At 41.5% G+C, this 13716-nt stretch carries 17 protein-coding genes and 1 rRNA gene; 11 read left to right on the forward strand and 7 right to left on the reverse strand.

Going from position 1 to position 13716, the window contains the following annotated elements:
• Window positions 1–2: 2 nt before the first annotated feature.
• Entirely contained in the window at window positions 3–914 is a 912-nt protein-coding gene (locus tag FB6_RS11020; RefSeq protein ID WP_174560043.1) for a bestrophin family protein, read from the forward strand.
• Between the two features lie 100 nt (window positions 915–1014).
• Here the strand turns inward: FB6_RS11020 and FB6_RS11025 are convergent, their stop codons facing one another.
• Window positions 1015–1866: a PHP domain-containing protein gene (locus tag FB6_RS11025; RefSeq protein WP_174560044.1), complete on the reverse strand. Its 852-nt coding sequence runs from the start codon at window positions 1864–1866 to the stop codon at window positions 1015–1017.
• A 46-nt stretch (window positions 1867–1912) separates the two neighbouring features.
• On the opposite strand from FB6_RS11025, the gene FB6_RS11030 reads away from it, so the two are divergent.
• From FB6_RS11030 to mnmC, 4 genes are read left to right on the forward strand one after another with little or no spacing between them, the layout of a single operon-like run.
• Window positions 1913–2527, forward strand: coding sequence for an inner membrane-spanning protein YciB (locus FB6_RS11030; RefSeq protein ID WP_174560045.1), 615 nt, complete (start codon window positions 1913–1915; stop codon window positions 2525–2527).
• A 26-nt stretch (window positions 2528–2553) separates the two neighbouring features.
• Window positions 2554–2856: a YciI family protein gene (locus FB6_RS11035; protein WP_174560046.1), complete on the forward strand. Its 303-nt coding sequence runs from the start codon at window positions 2554–2556 to the stop codon at window positions 2854–2856.
• Window positions 2857–2860: 4 nt separating this feature from the next.
• Window positions 2861–3385, forward strand: coding sequence for a hypothetical protein (locus FB6_RS11040; protein WP_174560047.1), 525 nt, complete (start codon window positions 2861–2863; stop codon window positions 3383–3385).
• 40 nt (window positions 3386–3425) lie between these two features.
• Complete coding sequence (gene mnmC / locus FB6_RS11045; protein ID WP_174560048.1) at window positions 3426–5330, forward strand: FAD-dependent 5-carboxymethylaminomethyl-2-thiouridine(34) oxidoreductase MnmC; 1905 nt, start codon at window positions 3426–3428, stop codon at window positions 5328–5330.
• A 164-nt stretch (window positions 5331–5494) separates the two neighbouring features.
• Here mnmC and FB6_RS11050 read toward each other — a convergent pair whose 3' ends face one another.
• On the reverse strand, window positions 5495–5809 hold the full coding sequence (locus FB6_RS11050) for a rhodanese-like domain-containing protein (protein ID WP_174560049.1): 315 nt from the start codon (window positions 5807–5809) through the stop codon (window positions 5495–5497).
• Window positions 5810–5900: 91 nt separating this feature from the next.
• Between FB6_RS11050 and FB6_RS11055 the strand changes: the two genes are divergently transcribed.
• From FB6_RS11055 to FB6_RS11065, 3 genes are all read left to right on the forward strand, one after another.
• On the forward strand, window positions 5901–6389 hold the full coding sequence (locus FB6_RS11055; protein WP_111858789.1) for a YajQ family cyclic di-GMP-binding protein: 489 nt from the start codon (window positions 5901–5903) through the stop codon (window positions 6387–6389).
• Between the two features lie 31 nt (window positions 6390–6420).
• On the forward strand, window positions 6421–6924 hold the full coding sequence (locus tag FB6_RS11060) for a DUF4442 domain-containing protein (protein ID WP_174560050.1): 504 nt from the start codon (window positions 6421–6423) through the stop codon (window positions 6922–6924).
• Between the two features lie 134 nt (window positions 6925–7058).
• Window positions 7059–7547 carry an ester cyclase gene (locus FB6_RS11065; RefSeq protein WP_174560051.1) on the forward strand — a complete coding sequence of 163 codons (489 nt, stop codon included), beginning with the start codon at window positions 7059–7061 and terminating at the stop codon, window positions 7545–7547.
• A gap of 66 nt (window positions 7548–7613) precedes the next feature.
• On the opposite strand, the gene FB6_RS11070 is transcribed toward FB6_RS11065, so the two are convergent.
• The 3 genes from FB6_RS11070 to FB6_RS11080 are packed head-to-tail and all read right to left on the reverse strand — an operon-like array spanning window position 7614 to window position 9378.
• Complete coding sequence (locus tag FB6_RS11070; RefSeq protein WP_438819972.1) at window positions 7614–7988, reverse strand: acyl-CoA thioesterase; 375 nt, start codon at window positions 7986–7988, stop codon at window positions 7614–7616.
• A 55-nt stretch (window positions 7989–8043) separates the two neighbouring features.
• The gene (trxC, locus tag FB6_RS11075; protein ID WP_174560053.1) at window positions 8044–8481 is read right to left on the reverse strand and encodes a thioredoxin TrxC; all 438 of its coding nucleotides are present in this window, start codon (window positions 8479–8481) and stop codon (window positions 8044–8046) included.
• On the reverse strand, window positions 8482–9378 hold the full coding sequence (locus tag FB6_RS11080) for an alpha/beta hydrolase (RefSeq protein ID WP_174560054.1): 897 nt from the start codon (window positions 9376–9378) through the stop codon (window positions 8482–8484).
• Between the two features lie 124 nt (window positions 9379–9502).
• Here FB6_RS11080 and FB6_RS11085 point away from each other — a divergent pair, with 124 nt between their 5' ends.
• Window positions 9503–9838, forward strand: coding sequence for a TIGR01244 family sulfur transferase (locus tag FB6_RS11085; protein ID WP_174560055.1), 336 nt, complete (start codon window positions 9503–9505; stop codon window positions 9836–9838).
• 122 nt (window positions 9839–9960) lie between these two features.
• Window positions 9961–10338 carry a beta-lactamase hydrolase domain-containing protein gene (locus FB6_RS11090; RefSeq protein ID WP_174560061.1) on the forward strand — a complete coding sequence of 126 codons (378 nt, stop codon included), beginning with the start codon at window positions 9961–9963 and terminating at the stop codon, window positions 10336–10338.
• A 153-nt stretch (window positions 10339–10491) separates the two neighbouring features.
• Here the strand turns inward: FB6_RS11090 and FB6_RS11095 are convergent, their stop codons facing one another.
• Window positions 10492–11973: an Ig-like domain-containing protein gene (locus tag FB6_RS11095; RefSeq protein WP_174560056.1), complete on the reverse strand. Its 1482-nt coding sequence runs from the start codon at window positions 11971–11973 to the stop codon at window positions 10492–10494.
• Window positions 11974–12124: 151 nt separating this feature from the next.
• Between FB6_RS11095 and FB6_RS11100 the strand changes: the two genes are divergently transcribed.
• Window positions 12125–13504, forward strand: coding sequence for a dihydrolipoyl dehydrogenase (locus tag FB6_RS11100; protein WP_174560057.1), 1380 nt, complete (start codon window positions 12125–12127; stop codon window positions 13502–13504).
• A gap of 114 nt (window positions 13505–13618) precedes the next feature.
• Here the strand turns inward: FB6_RS11100 and rrf are convergent.
• Window positions 13619–13716: ribosomal RNA gene (gene rrf, locus FB6_RS11105) — 5S ribosomal RNA — on the reverse strand; the annotation flags it as partial.

Consider the following 13716-nt stretch of genomic DNA (forward strand, 5'->3'; position numbering starts at 1 on the left):
ACATGATTGTTCGTGATCAACCTGGCGTATTTAAGCTGCTATTTTCCTGGCGCGGAACCATTCTGCCTAAGGTTTTGCCGCCTTTAGGTGTGGTCATGCTAATTTCTGCGGTGATTGGTGGCTTATCGTATATTGGATATTTTCATTTTCCAGAACTTCCTTTAGTAGGCTTTACCTTAATTGGGGTGGTGTTATCCATTTTTCTGGGCTTTAAAAATACCGCCTGTTATGACCGCTGGTGGGAAGCACGTAAACTTTGGGGCATGTTGATTGCCAATGCCCGACATTTTGACCGCGACTGCCGTATGCTCAGTCAAGGCCGCCGCGAACGTGTAATTCAGCATGTGATTGTCTTTGCCAATGTGTTGCGCGATCGTCTGCGCCATCAAACCGCCAATCCACTGGCACTGGTTGAAACCAGCGGCATGAGTCAGCAGGCATTGACCCAGTTATACCAGCAAGCCAATGCGCCGCAATATACCTTAAGCCTGATTCAATGGGAGCTGATGCAGGCGCTAAAAGATGGTGAAATTTCCGATATCATTTATACGCAAATGAATCAACATGTGACAGAACTGAGTCTGGTGCAAACCGGCTGTGACCGGATTGCGACCACGCCCCTACCTTTTGCTTATTCGGTTTTGCTGAATCGTACCGTGTATTTTTTCTGCTTTATGTTGCCGTTTAGCTTGGGAGCAACCCTAGGCTTGGCGACTCCCTTAATGGTCGGGATTTTGGCTTATACTTTTTTAGGCTTAGATGCGCTTAGTTCAGAAATTGAAGAACCTTTCGGCACGCAAAGTAATGACCTGCCTTTAGATGCCATGGTGCGTACCATTGAAATTGAATTGCTGGGAACCTTAGGTAAACCAACACCGCCACCGATTCAGGCGCAGGATCATAATCTTTTATAAAAATCTTTCTTTCCAATAAAATCCCTCCCAACCTCCCTTTGTAAAAGAGAGGAGTTCCCTCTCCTTTTAGGAGAGGGTTAGGGAGAGGTTAAAATATTAATTAACGAAAACTCTCCCAAATCCCCACTTGCCCTTCTTTGACTCGCGGAATATTGCCCAGCTTGATCCACGGCATATTGTCGCCATGAAAATCACTGCCTACCGATACCTTAAGCCCGAATTGTTCAATCATCCGGTCTACCATCTGCCGGGTTGAAGCAGGTTCAATTGCGGGAGGAAGCTCGATGGCATCTCCACCAAACTGGGCAAAAATTTCAATCAGATAACGAATATTGGTCGCAGACAGATCATAACGCGTCGGATGTGCCAGCACGGCGAAACCTTGGCTCTCATGAATCACCTGAATGGTTTCCTGCAAACCCAATCCATCAAATTTGACATAGGCCTTTTTGCCTTCCTTGATATATTTATCAAAGGCCTGTTGCGGACGGCTGACATAACCTTTTTCAACCAAGGTTTTGGCAATATGGGTTCGTGTCACCCGGTCAGGAATGTCATCGACTTTGGCAATCACATCGCGGTAAATATCTTCTCCAATCAAGGGAATCAACAGATCACAAATCTGTTTGGCACGAACCGCCCGAATCTGTTTTTGCTGCTCCAGCAAGGCCAGCAAGGGTGCCGGATTTTGCATATTTAAAGCCACGATATGCACACCATAATTTTTCTTGGTGGAAGGACGTGACCACTGACTGGAAATTTCCACACCGGAAATCATCTTGATCGCCAAATTTTCTGCAACTTTTTCAGCTAATTTTAAGCCATCCATGCTATCGTGGTCCGTCAGCGCAAGGGTATGAATGCCTTTTTCAAGAGCTGCATGCACAAGTTGTTCTGGAGACAAAGTTCCATCAGAAATATTACTATGTGTATGTAAATCTACGCCTTGCATCACTTATACTATGTCATTTATTTGATCAGATACCAGATACTCTAACATGAAAGCACTTTTAGACTTTGTGCCACTCATTATTTTCTTTTATTTATATAAAACTGTTGATCCCAAAGACACTGATCACCCATTATTACAATTGATCGGTTCCGCAGGCGGTATAGATAACAATAACATTCTGGTTGCAACCACCGGCCTGATTATGTCCATGCTTGTGGTCTATGGCGCATTGTTTGTCATGCAAAAATTCCGTCTGGATAAACAGCAATGGATTGTGCTGTTTATGACGGTGATTTTTGGCGGTATCACCTTAATGCTGAGCGATGATTTTTATATCCGTTTGAAAGCGGCACTGTTAAATATTGTCTTTGCCGGTGCTTTCCTGCTTTCGCCTTATTTTACCAAAGATAAAAAACCGTTGATTCAGCGTTTATTTGGTCCAATTTTTAATTTAACTGCTAAGGGCTGGAAAAATTTAAACTTTGCCTGGGCGGCCATGTTTGCATTCATGTCTTTCTTACATGTTTTCTTCGCTTTTTTATTTGCTGGCGGAAAATATTGGGGCGAATTTACCGCATTTGGTGACATGATTGTGATGTTTTCCTTTATCATTGTTCAGTTTATTGTCTTGCGCAAATATTTTAAGTCGCCTGAAGAATAATTCAGGTCAACGGATCGAGAAAGAATATGCCTTTATTCGTCGTAAGCTGTACAGATAACGAAGGTACAGTAGAAAAACGTCTAGCTACCCGCCCGCAACATCTGGCACGTCTACAGAAATTGAATGATGAAGGTCGTTTAATTGTGGCTGGCGCAATGCCGAAAGACCCGGCCAATCCTCAAGCCGGTTTCTATGGCAGCACCATTATTGTGGACTTTGAAACTCGTGAAGCACTGGATGCATGGCTACAAGATGAACCTTTTTTAAAGGAAGGTGTATATGGTCATATTGATGTGAAACCTTTTAATAAAGCTTTCCCTCAAGGATAAAATCATGCGTGTTGTAGTTTCAAGCTTATTGGGTTTCTCTTTAATCTGTTCAACAGCTTGGGCGGTAGAACCCGCTCCTGCTCCGACACCTGCTGTAGCCCCTGCTGCTCAAGCAACGACTGCAACACCTGCTGCGCAAGCACCCAAACCACAAACCTTGCCGGCTAATAAACCGGGTACCCTGCCTGCGGCCGGCAGCGTGGATGCCAATGGTCTGCCGCAAGAAGCCAAACCCTTGACTGCAGAGCAACTGGCAAAGAACAAAGCTTTACAAGATGCCAAAGTCAAAGCCTTAGTCAAAGATCAAGCAACACGCTTACAACAGCTGGAAAAAGCCAATTTAGATGCCTTATCACAAAATCAGGAACTGCAATTAAAAAATGACAGTCTGGGTGTACAGGTTCAGGTTTTGCAAAGTGAACGTAGTGCGCAAATGTTTTTATACGGCGCTGCGACCATTGCCGTGGGTGTCCTGCTGGGCTTTCTAATTGCCAGCTATGTCTATACCAAACGTCGTCGTCAGTGGTAAGTGCGGTTCTTTTTAGATTGATTTAAAGGTGATTTAGGTTTTGTCTAGTCGCATTCACACTGCCGATCTGGATTGGCAGCTGGTTGATGGGATTGATGTTCCCGTTTCTAAACAATTTGGTGATGTCTATTTCTCTAAAGATAATGGCTTGCTGGAAACACGACATGTGTTTTTAAATGGCAACGATTTATCGACACGCCTGGCCAACCTGAATGACTTTGAATATTTCTGTGTCGGTGAAACTGGTTTTGGCACCGGTTTAAATATTTTGGCTTTATGGCAACTCTGGCAACAAGTCCGTCCAGATAATCACAGCCATCTGCATGCCATTTCAGTCGAAAAATTTCCGCTTAGCAAAGATGATCTGGTTCGTGCCTTAAATGCCTGGCCAGAACTTCAAACTTTGGCTGAACAGCTGATTGCACAATATCCAATGCCGATTGCTGGCTGTCACCGCTTATCTTTTCCAGATGAACGTTTCAGCTTGGATTTATGGCTAGGCGATGCACATGATGTGTTCCCTGTGATGGCAAAAACGCATGCCGTGAATGCCTGGTTTCTGGATGGTTTTGCGCCATCCTGCAACCCGGACATGTGGGAAGAAAATGTTTTAAACAACATTGTGCGTTTATCCGATTTCGGTACAACCTTCGCCTCATTCAGTGTGGCCGGTGTACTAAAACGTGGCTTAAAAAATCATGGCATATCCATTTCACGTCCGCGTGGTTTTGGACATAAACGTGAAATGCTCAAAGCCATCTGGAAGGCCCCTGAAGAACAATCTGAATCTTCAAACGATTTAAATTCTACTCAAAAAAAAACTGAACTAAACCCGGCTGCTGTTTTTAAACAGCGTCACATTGCGATCATTGGCGCAGGAATTGCCGGTTTAAGCTGTGCCTGGGCATTTGCTCAGCGTGGTCATCACATTACGATTTACGACCAATCAGCACCCCTCTCTGGTGGGTCTGGCAATCCTCTCGCCTTGCTGAATCCCAAACTCTGCCCTATTGAACAAAGTTCAGAACACTTAATGACCTTGGCCTGGCAACATGCCTTAAATCATTATACGAAATTTAAAGCATTTCGCCCGATTCAGGTCAACCAGTTGGCTCTGAAAAATGCAGATGAGTTACTGGCCTTAGCTCAGCAATATCCAGAAGATATTCTTCAAAGCCAACAAGCCACAGAGAGTGCTGTTACAACACTATATCCAAATCTGAATCTCTTGCAGGCGGGCGCAGTTTCACCGCAGCAATTGCGCGATCAGATTTTAGAGCACCCATTAATTCACTATCAGCAAGCCGAGGTTTCCGATATTCAGACGGATACGTTAGTGCAACTGATCTCTGCCTCAGGGCAACAATTGGGTGAATTTGATCAGGTGATTGTCTGTGCCGCAGGCAAGAGCCAGAATTTCTTTGAACATTTCCCTGTGCTCAAACCTATTCGTGGTCAAGTCAGCTGGCTCAATAATGCGTTACAGCCGCTAGATAATGATCAGGCCTATAGCTATGGCGGTTATTGCATGCAGTTAGATGAACAACATCTGATTTTAGGGGCATCTTTTTATCCCAATCGTGATGATGATGAAGTGCTGCTAGAAGATCATGTGCATAACTATGAACTTATCCACAGTGTCTTTCCAGAATACGCAAAAACCCTTCCTCCTGTAGAGAGCTGGCAAGGACGTGCATCCGTACGCGCACAAACGCAGGACTATTTTCCAGTCTTGGGACAGATCAAGGACATGCCACAGGTCTATACCTTTGCCGGATTAGGCTCGAAGGGCTTTTTATTTGCCCCGTTGTGTAGTGAGATTTTAGTGGCACAGGTTCTGGGAGAAGCCTGCCCAGTTTCAGCAAGCTTGATGCAGAAACTCAGCCTCAAGCGTTTTGAAAAGAAAGTAAAAGCCAAGAAGCCCTATTTTAAGCTACAAAATTAAAGCTCAATTTATAAATAATGGTTCTTTCCCTCTCCTCTTAGGAGATGAGTAACACTGTTGTGCAAGGGGAAAGGTTAATTTTAAGAATATAACAACCCTCGCCATCTCCCTTTGGGAGAGGAAATATCATAGCCAATAAAAAAGCGCCTTGCGGCGCTTTTTCCTTAAGCGCCCTGCTCTAAAGGGAATCCTGCATCGCGTGCGGCACGAGTACCACCCATCAATACAACATACTCACGTGAGCCATCTAAGCTTTCTAACTTTTCAGCAGCACGTGGTGCTTTACTACCACCACCACACAGAATGTAAATAGTCTGATCCGACTCCACCTGAGTTAAGCTATTTGCATTCAGGTTATCAATGGGCTGATTTACAGCACCTTTAACATGACCTTCTGCAAAGGCTTTTGTATCGCGAACATCCCAGATAATCGCATTTTCTGGGAACTCAAATGTTGTAATTTCTTGCTTACGGATCATTGTGCACTCCTTTGATGTAAACAACACTTGGCAAATGAAGAAAACATCCCTAGCATCTCAGATATTCTTTCCATTTGTAAAGGTCTAAACCATGCCTTCTTTCGATATTGTATCTGAATTAGAAATTTTTGAAGTAAATCATGCTGTTCAAAACACGCAAAAAGAGATTGCGACCCGTTTTGACTTCCGTGGCCAAGACGTTTCTATTGAAATTAATGAAAAAAACAAGGAAATCAAAATCAGTACGGAAAGCGATTTCCAATGTGAACAAGTTTACAGCATGCTGGAAAACCACTTCTTTAAACGTAAAATCGATATTCAGGCACTTGATCCACAAAAAATGACCGCTTCAGGTAAAAATGTGATTCAAGTGATCAAGCTGAAAGATGGTCTTGACTCAGATACCGCGAAAAAAATTAATAAAGCCATTAAAGAAAGCGGAGTGAAAGTGCAATCATCCATCCAGGGCGACAAAATTCGTGTGACCGATAAAAAACGCGATACGCTACAGCAAGTGATGGCGTTTTTAAAAGAGCAACAATTTGGTGTGCCTTTACAGTTCAATAATTTCAAAGACTAATGCTGTGATGTAATCGCAATCGAGGAACCGCATGACACCGACCAATCGCTTATCAAAACTGGTAAAAGCCACATCCAAGCTACCAAAAGGTATTCGCAGTACTTTATGGAGCAAAGCATTTGGTCGGATCGTGCCGATGGTGGGCAGTGCCCATCTCCGTTATCTGGAAGTCAGCCATTCCAAAGTCGTGGTTAAAATTGAAAATCATCGTGCCATGCAAAACCATATTGGTCAGGTGCATGCCTGCGCGATGGCACTGATTGCGGAAACAGCCACCGGTTTTGTCACCGGGATGAATGTTCCGGATTCCTGTATTGTTCTGATCAAAAGCTTCAAGGTCGATTTTAAAAAGCCAACTAAAGGAGCCATGATTGCGACCGCAACCCTCAGTGATGAGCAGCAGAAATTAATGCAAAGCACAGAAAAAGGTGAAACACTGGTTAAAGTTCAGGTAACTGATGAATCTGGTGAAGAACCGATTCAATGTGAAATGCTGTGGGCATGGGTCGATAAATCTTCCATTAAAAAGAAATAATTGTAAATAAAACTTACCATTAGGTAAGTATTATGCTTACCTAACCCAAACCAAAGCCACACATATTCCGCCTATTTTCTAATATTTAAACTGCTCAATATAAGATCATATTTGAATCATTGAGATGTTTAAACATGAAAAATTTTGTCTTGTTCAGTGCCCTACTGATCGGTATTACCGCCCTGCAAGTTCAGGCATCCCCATCTAAAACGCAGGGACATACAGCCTCTGCCCAGCATCATGCTCAGGCTGAACAGAATAAAAAAATTGTGGTCGATTTTTATCAGGGGGTCTTTCAGAAACACCAGGTTAAAACTTATGCTGACCATTATATTGGCACACAATATATTCAGCACAATCCACATGTTCCTGATGGAAAAGCGCCTTTCGTCAACTATTTCACCCAATATTTTAAAGACAACCCGGAGGCAAAAAGTGTGATTAAACGTGCAGGCGCCGATGGTGACTTGGTCTATTTACATGTCCATTCCACACAAAATAAACAGGATCGTGGAATCGCCATTGTGGATATTTTCCGTGTTAAAAATGGAAAAATTGTCGAACATTGGGATGTGCAGCAAGAGATTCCTGCAGAAAGTGCCACTAAAAATACTATGTTCTAATGGCACTGCGGCCATAAAAAAAACCAGCACTTTTGCTGGTTTTTTTGGGAAAAATCTCAAAACATCTTATTCTGCTGATTCTTGCTTGGCAGCAAATAACTGCTTGGATTCAGCCGGAATTTGGCGTTTAGCACCTTTGACATCCACGGCAACGAAAGTAAATACACCTTCAGTGACACGAATCGGTTCACGTGAACTGTCGTGGCTATCCCATACTTCAATCTGCATTTGAATAGAAGTATTACCCACTTTTAAAATTTTGGTATAACAACTAATCACATCACCAACTTTGACCGGAACCAAAAAAGTCATCTGATTAATTGAAATAGTTGCACAACGTCCTTTACTAAAACGCTCTGCGTGAATTGCACCTGCCAAATCCATTTGTGAAACGATCCACCCGCCAAAGACATCACCACTCCAGTTGGTATCTGCTGGCATCGCAATTGTTTGAAGGGAAAGCGTTCCTTCAGGTTTTACATGAGTATCTGACACGTTAACTCCCAGTATTGGCATTTAAATGTTGATCTAGCCACTGTTGTAGCTCTGTAGATCGTAGCGCGCCGCTTATTCTACCAATTTCATTGGTTTTATTCATCAAAACTAAAGTGGGAATACTGCGGACATTGAATGCCCCACTCAGCCGAGGGGATGTTTCAGTATTGATTTTGGCAAAAATTACCCGTGGATTCTGTTTGGCCACCTGTTCAAAATGCGGTGCCATCATCTTGCAGGGACCACACCATTCTGCCCATAAGTCAATCAGTACCGGCAATTCACTATGGGTGACAAAGTTGCTGAAATTGTGCTCATTCAGTTCAATCGGAGCTAAAGGAATAAGCGCATGTTTACATTGACCACAGCTTGGATTTTCTTCCAGTTTTTCTTCAGGTACTCGATTTCTAGCACCACACGCAGGACAGACAATAATCATTTAGCTCACTCCAATATGTTGGTGTAAAAATTCTAATTGGGTTGATATGGCCTTTTCAAACCATTGCCCATGATAGATATCGAAATGTTGCATATCCCATTCATGATACTGCACATAGGGGGCAATATTGGTTGCCGTTTCACGACTTGATTCAATGGGAATCAGGCTATCAAGTTTGGAGGCAATAAATAAGACCGGGACACTAATTTTACGCACGTCCTGAATCGGACGGTAACGGATCAGATTAAAAAAGACTCGGGCTGGAATTTCGCCACTCCAGAAATAATCCGGATTTACGATGGATAGATATCCCTCATAACTGTCTGCAGTCGGCATAAAGCACAGACCTTTTCGGTCTACTACAGGCAATGTTTTGGGAGACATGCCTACTTTCGCCCCCATATAGTCCTGACTAGATATTTTTAATGCTTTCGGGAGTTGTTGTAAAGGATAAAGCTTGGCACTTTCTGTTCCATCCACAAAGGGGACTTGCACCATAACCGCTTGAACATTCTTTAATTCGGCTGCCAGATTTAAAGCATAACCGCCACTTAAAGAAGTTCCCCAAAGCACAATACGACGGCTATCTACCGATTTTCGTTCCAGAATATGGGCAATCATGGTTCGCCAATCTTCCAGCTGTGACTGGATAGAGACCAGTTCACGTGGACGACCGGTACTTCCACCCCAATAACGATAATCAAACAATACAACGGCATAGCCCGCCTGAGCAAAACGTTGAGCATATTGAATCAGTTTAAATTGACGTAAAGCAGCCAAACCATGCGCCATAATAATTACAGCAGGTTTATGTTCAGTTTTTGGACGATAGAAATCCGCAGCAATGACTTCTTGCCCGCTATTAACATACAGTGGCTCAACTGTATAGGAATGCATATGCGCTCCATTGCGTTATTTTATGGTTGTAATCGCTTATAAAAATTTCAACAGATTAAGCTCAGGTTTCAGCTTAATGCTATCATAAAGCATAAATCTATTTAGCAAATGATGGAGTGACAAAATGAGTGAAAATGTCGGCTTTGCAGGTCAAATTAGCCCAGAACAGGTCGTGCAAGTTGTTGAAAAAGGTTTTAAATCTATTATCAACAATCGTCCAGACATGGAAGGTGGTCCAGAACAGCCTACAAGTGTACAAATTGAAGAAGCTGCACGCAATGCCGGTTTAGACTATGTGTTCCAACCTGTAGTTGCGGGTCAAATTACCGAAGTCGATGTTCGTACCTTTGCCAATCACTTTAATGAACTGCCAAAACCGGTATTGATGTTCTGCCGTACTGGCAATCGTTCAAATAACTTATATCAACTCGCCAAACAAATGGATTTATTGGATGATTAATGCGTGCATTCAGCGTGCATTCAGCGTGCATTCAGCGTGCATTCAGCGTGCATTCAGCGTGCATTCAGCGTGCATTCAGCGTGCATTCAGCGTGCATTCAGCGTGCATTATTGGTACTTTGCATGAATTGTGCAACAGCATCCTTTGCTCAAGACAGCCAAACGCTCAATGAAAAAGTCAGTGTATCAGGTCAAATGACAACAGATAAATTTTCAAGTTTAATCAAACAACAAAAATTTAAATCTGTCATTGTGAACCGTCCTGACCAAGAGCAAGGCAATGAAGTTTCTGTGCTGCAACTTAGAAGTATTGCTGAAAAATCTCAGGTTAGTGTTGTTTACCAACCTGTCGTTAGTGGTAAAATTTCTCAAACAGACGTGAAAGAATTTGCCAAATATTATAATGAGCTCCCAAAACCCATTTTGATGATTTGTCGTAGCGGCTCTCGTTCGACAGCTCTATTCAATCAAGCTAAGGCTCAAGATTTGCTCAATGATTAAATTGATGTTTGCAGTTTTATTTACAACTTTGTTGCTAACAGGGTGTAATTCTATGAATGTACGTCCAACCGTTGGTATAAGTGTCGGGACTGTTCTTTGAATGGAACAGCCTCTCTAATAAAAAACAGCGCCGAAGCGCTGTTTTTTATTCTATTAATCGGGACTAGAGCAATCTGATGAATCTCCAAACGGACTATTCTTATTCGGAGCAATTAAATTTCCTACATCTACATCAGAAAGTAAGTAACTCAACCCAACAGTAGTAGAACCTTTTATTAGCTGATTAGAAACATTTGTTTTCGCAGTTAATTGCACATTTAACCATCCTGCATATATCTTAGGATACTGAATTTTCAGGTCAAACCGTCCATTAGCATCTGTACGATATTTATTGTCAGTAGCAGCTGTTCCTTCACTGTTAATATAGCTTACAACCTGAACACTTTTACCATTTTTTGGCTTTAACTGTGATACAACTTCACCATCTAAATTAACTAATTGTGAAGGAGAAGTACAACTATAAGCATTTAGTTGTAAATATTCATCTGCTTTACCATCTGCAGGATCACTGGTATCCACAAAAGAGAAATGCCCTTTATAATAAACAAGAGGATTCACTCCCATCGTTACTTCTTGGTTTGCGATTGGCTTTCCATCTATATCATTGACCTGGACTGAAACATTTTTGTAGTAATAAACACCCGTTGCCGAGTCTTCAATTTTAGTAGGATTATAAGCAACGGTAATCGCCCCAACAGGAGTTGGCACATCAGAATCTACTACATTGATTTTATATTTATAGATTGTTGTAGACTGACCAAAATTTGCCTCTAAATTCAAGTCATCAGTGACAAATTGTGCTGCTGTATAAGAAGCATTTCTAGCACCCTCTGACAATTGTAATGTATATTTAATTTGTCCATTAGCATCAGTTTGTGTTGCTTTGGGAACAAATTTCACACCATTTTTTGCAACATCAAGCACTTTTAGCGTAATTGCCTGATTTGCTAGAACTGCACCATTTGCATCTACAGCAGTCAATGTCAATGTTGTTTCATCACCACGAACATTCAATGCTGCTTTAGTTGCCTCAAACAATACGATACTTGTAGTATCTGCTGATGAATTTTGATCTCCAGTGACTGTTACAGTTTGTTCTTGAACAAGCTTGCCATCTTTAGTTTGAGCTTGAATGGTAAAACCATTTTTAATTAAATCTTGAATATTTTTAGCAACAGCAGGTGTTTTTAAAACAAAGGTAACATTACCTGAAGCATCAGTCACACCAGAAGATGCTCCTTCAATAGCAACATTATTTGTTAAATCAATAACTTTTAAAACTAGATTTGTATTAGCTACGCCACCTTTATTATCATCCAAAGCCCGAACAATTACGGTGATTGAATCATTGCTAGCAGCCATTGATAGCTTAGATAATTCTATTTTTAAGCTAGACGCGGATGGTGCTGTCTCTCCAGGAGTAGTTGTTGACCCTCCAGTTGTTGATCCTCCTGTTGTAGTTCCATTACTAGAACCTTCCTTATTAAAATATCCCTCACTGCCACCACCACCACAACTTGCAAGCAATACAGCTAAAGCTACTGTAGACAATTTTAAGCTAATATTTTTAGTCATTTATAAACCCCAGAACCCTCAAAAATTTGAGATTGTTATTAATTAATATTGCTCGATATGTAATCATAGATAGTGCTTTATGTAAACAAAAGCATTTGAAATGTTTTAGTGTGTTAACCTAAAAATTATAAAAAATGAGAGTGATTTCACAATGTATGACATCATTATTATCGGTGCCGGTACAGCCGGTATCAGTGCCTATAAAGAAGCCATCAAACATACCCAAAACATTCTTATTATTAATGAGGGTCCTTGGGATACGACCTGTGCCCGAGTCGGCTGTATGCCAAGTAAAGTGCTTATTTCCGCAGCTAATCGCATGCATGATATTCAAACTGCTGATAAAGTAGGTCTATCTGTCACTTCAAAAATCGATACCTCGAAAGTCATGCAGCATGTACGTACACTTCGGGATCACTTTACTCAAGCTACACTTAAAGATGTTAACACCTGGAAAAAAGAACATAAAATTTCTGGGCAAGCCCATTTTATTAATTCCAATACCGTATCTGTAAATGGAAAAGAATATCAGGCTAAAAGCTTTATTGTTGCTGTAGGCTCCACACCAACTTTTGATACACAGTGGAAAGATGCACTGGATGATCGACTGATTACTTCAGATCAAATTTTTGAATTGGAACAATTACCACAATCCTTAGCAGTCATTGGAAGTGGTGTAATAGCCATTGAATTAGCACAAGCCATGCAGAGACTAGGCGTGAAAACCACTGTATTTGCACGTAGCCGCAAAGTGGGCGCACTGACTAGTCCAAACCTGCAAAAAATAGCACAACATGAAATAAGTCAAAGTCTCGATATCAAATTTGAAATATTACCGACTCAAGTGAAACGTAGTAAACATAGCGTTAGTTTAACTTTCCAAGAAGATAATCAAACTCAGTGTATCGAAACAGAATATTTACTTGTTGCAACAGGTCGTAAAAGCTATTTAGACACCCTGCAACTGCTAAATGTTGATCAAGAATTTACAGATCTCAAAAAACTTCCTATTCATCCTAAAAACAAACAACTCGGCAATTCTCCTATTTTCATTGTGGGTGATGCTCATACCAACACCCCTATTCAGCATGAAGCTGCCTATGAAGGGCGTGGTGCGGTACATAATTGTTTAAATTATCCAGCAATTAAAAGTTTAAAGACACTGACTCCCTTAAGCATCGTGTTTAGCTCACCAGAAATGGCGACTGTGGGTCAAAGTTTCAAACAACTGACAGATACGAAAACTGATTTTATTACAGGAAGTATCTCTTATGAAAAACAGGGTCGTGCCTTAGTGCTAGGTAAAAACTCGGGTGCTGTTGACATTTATATCGATAAAGCTTCACGTAAACTATTAGGTGCTGAACTTTTAGTAGAATCTGCAGAACATATGGCACATTTGCTCGCTTGGATGATTTCCGAAGACTTAACCATTGATGAGATTTTAAATAAACCGTTCTACCATCCTACTTTGGAGGAAGGGCTAAGAAGCGCATTAAAACATGCAAGAAGACAGTTGAATGAAATTTAAATAATTTCTATTTTGAAAATGCTCTATTAGAATGATGGGGTATTTTTTTACCAAACCCATCCCCTTGCAAAAAAAATCCCCCTCAGCATAAGCGGAGGGGGATTTCGAATAATGAGCTGGCGATGACTTACTCTCACATGGGTAATCCCACACTACCATCAGCGCTAAGAGGTTTCACTTCTGAGTTCGGGAAGGGATCAGGTGGTTCACTC

The sequence above is a fragment of the Acinetobacter bouvetii genome (genome assembly GCF_902753875.1).
GTDB lineage: Bacteria > Pseudomonadota > Gammaproteobacteria > Pseudomonadales > Moraxellaceae > Acinetobacter > Acinetobacter bouvetii_A.

Coding starts and splice junctions, on each gene's coding strand:
- FB6_RS11050 (WP_174560049.1), bottom strand. CDS start 5,809: ATGATCCGTAAGCAAGAAATTACAACATTTGAGTTCCCAGAAAATGCG.
- FB6_RS11020 (WP_174560043.1), top strand. CDS start 3: ATGATTGTTCGTGATCAACCTGGCGTATTTAAGCTGCTATTTTCCTGG.
- FB6_RS11055 (WP_111858789.1), top strand. CDS start 5,901: ATGCCTTCTTTCGATATTGTATCTGAATTAGAAATTTTTGAAGTAAAT.
- FB6_RS11060 (WP_174560050.1), top strand. CDS start 6,421: ATGACACCGACCAATCGCTTATCAAAACTGGTAAAAGCCACATCCAAG.
- FB6_RS11100 (WP_174560057.1), top strand. CDS start 12,125: ATGTATGACATCATTATTATCGGTGCCGGTACAGCCGGTATCAGTGCC.
- FB6_RS11080 (WP_174560054.1), bottom strand. CDS start 9,378: ATGCATTCCTATACAGTTGAGCCACTGTATGTTAATAGCGGGCAAGAA.
- trxC (WP_174560053.1), bottom strand. CDS start 8,481: ATGATTATTGTCTGTCCTGCGTGTGGTGCTAGAAATCGAGTACCTGAA.
- FB6_RS11070 (WP_438819972.1), bottom strand. CDS start 7,988: ATGCCAGCAGATACCAACTGGAGTGGTGATGTCTTTGGCGGGTGGATC.
- FB6_RS11085 (WP_174560055.1), top strand. CDS start 9,503: ATGAGTGAAAATGTCGGCTTTGCAGGTCAAATTAGCCCAGAACAGGTC.
- FB6_RS11065 (WP_174560051.1), top strand. CDS start 7,059: ATGAAAAATTTTGTCTTGTTCAGTGCCCTACTGATCGGTATTACCGCC.
- FB6_RS11090 (WP_174560061.1), top strand. CDS start 9,961: ATGAATTGTGCAACAGCATCCTTTGCTCAAGACAGCCAAACGCTCAAT.
- FB6_RS11040 (WP_174560047.1), top strand. CDS start 2,861: ATGCGTGTTGTAGTTTCAAGCTTATTGGGTTTCTCTTTAATCTGTTCA.
- FB6_RS11035 (WP_174560046.1), top strand. CDS start 2,554: ATGCCTTTATTCGTCGTAAGCTGTACAGATAACGAAGGTACAGTAGAA.
- FB6_RS11025 (WP_174560044.1), bottom strand. CDS start 1,866: ATGCAAGGCGTAGATTTACATACACATAGTAATATTTCTGATGGAACT.
- FB6_RS11030 (WP_174560045.1), top strand. CDS start 1,913: ATGAAAGCACTTTTAGACTTTGTGCCACTCATTATTTTCTTTTATTTA.
- FB6_RS11095 (WP_174560056.1), bottom strand. CDS start 11,973: ATGACTAAAAATATTAGCTTAAAATTGTCTACAGTAGCTTTAGCTGTA.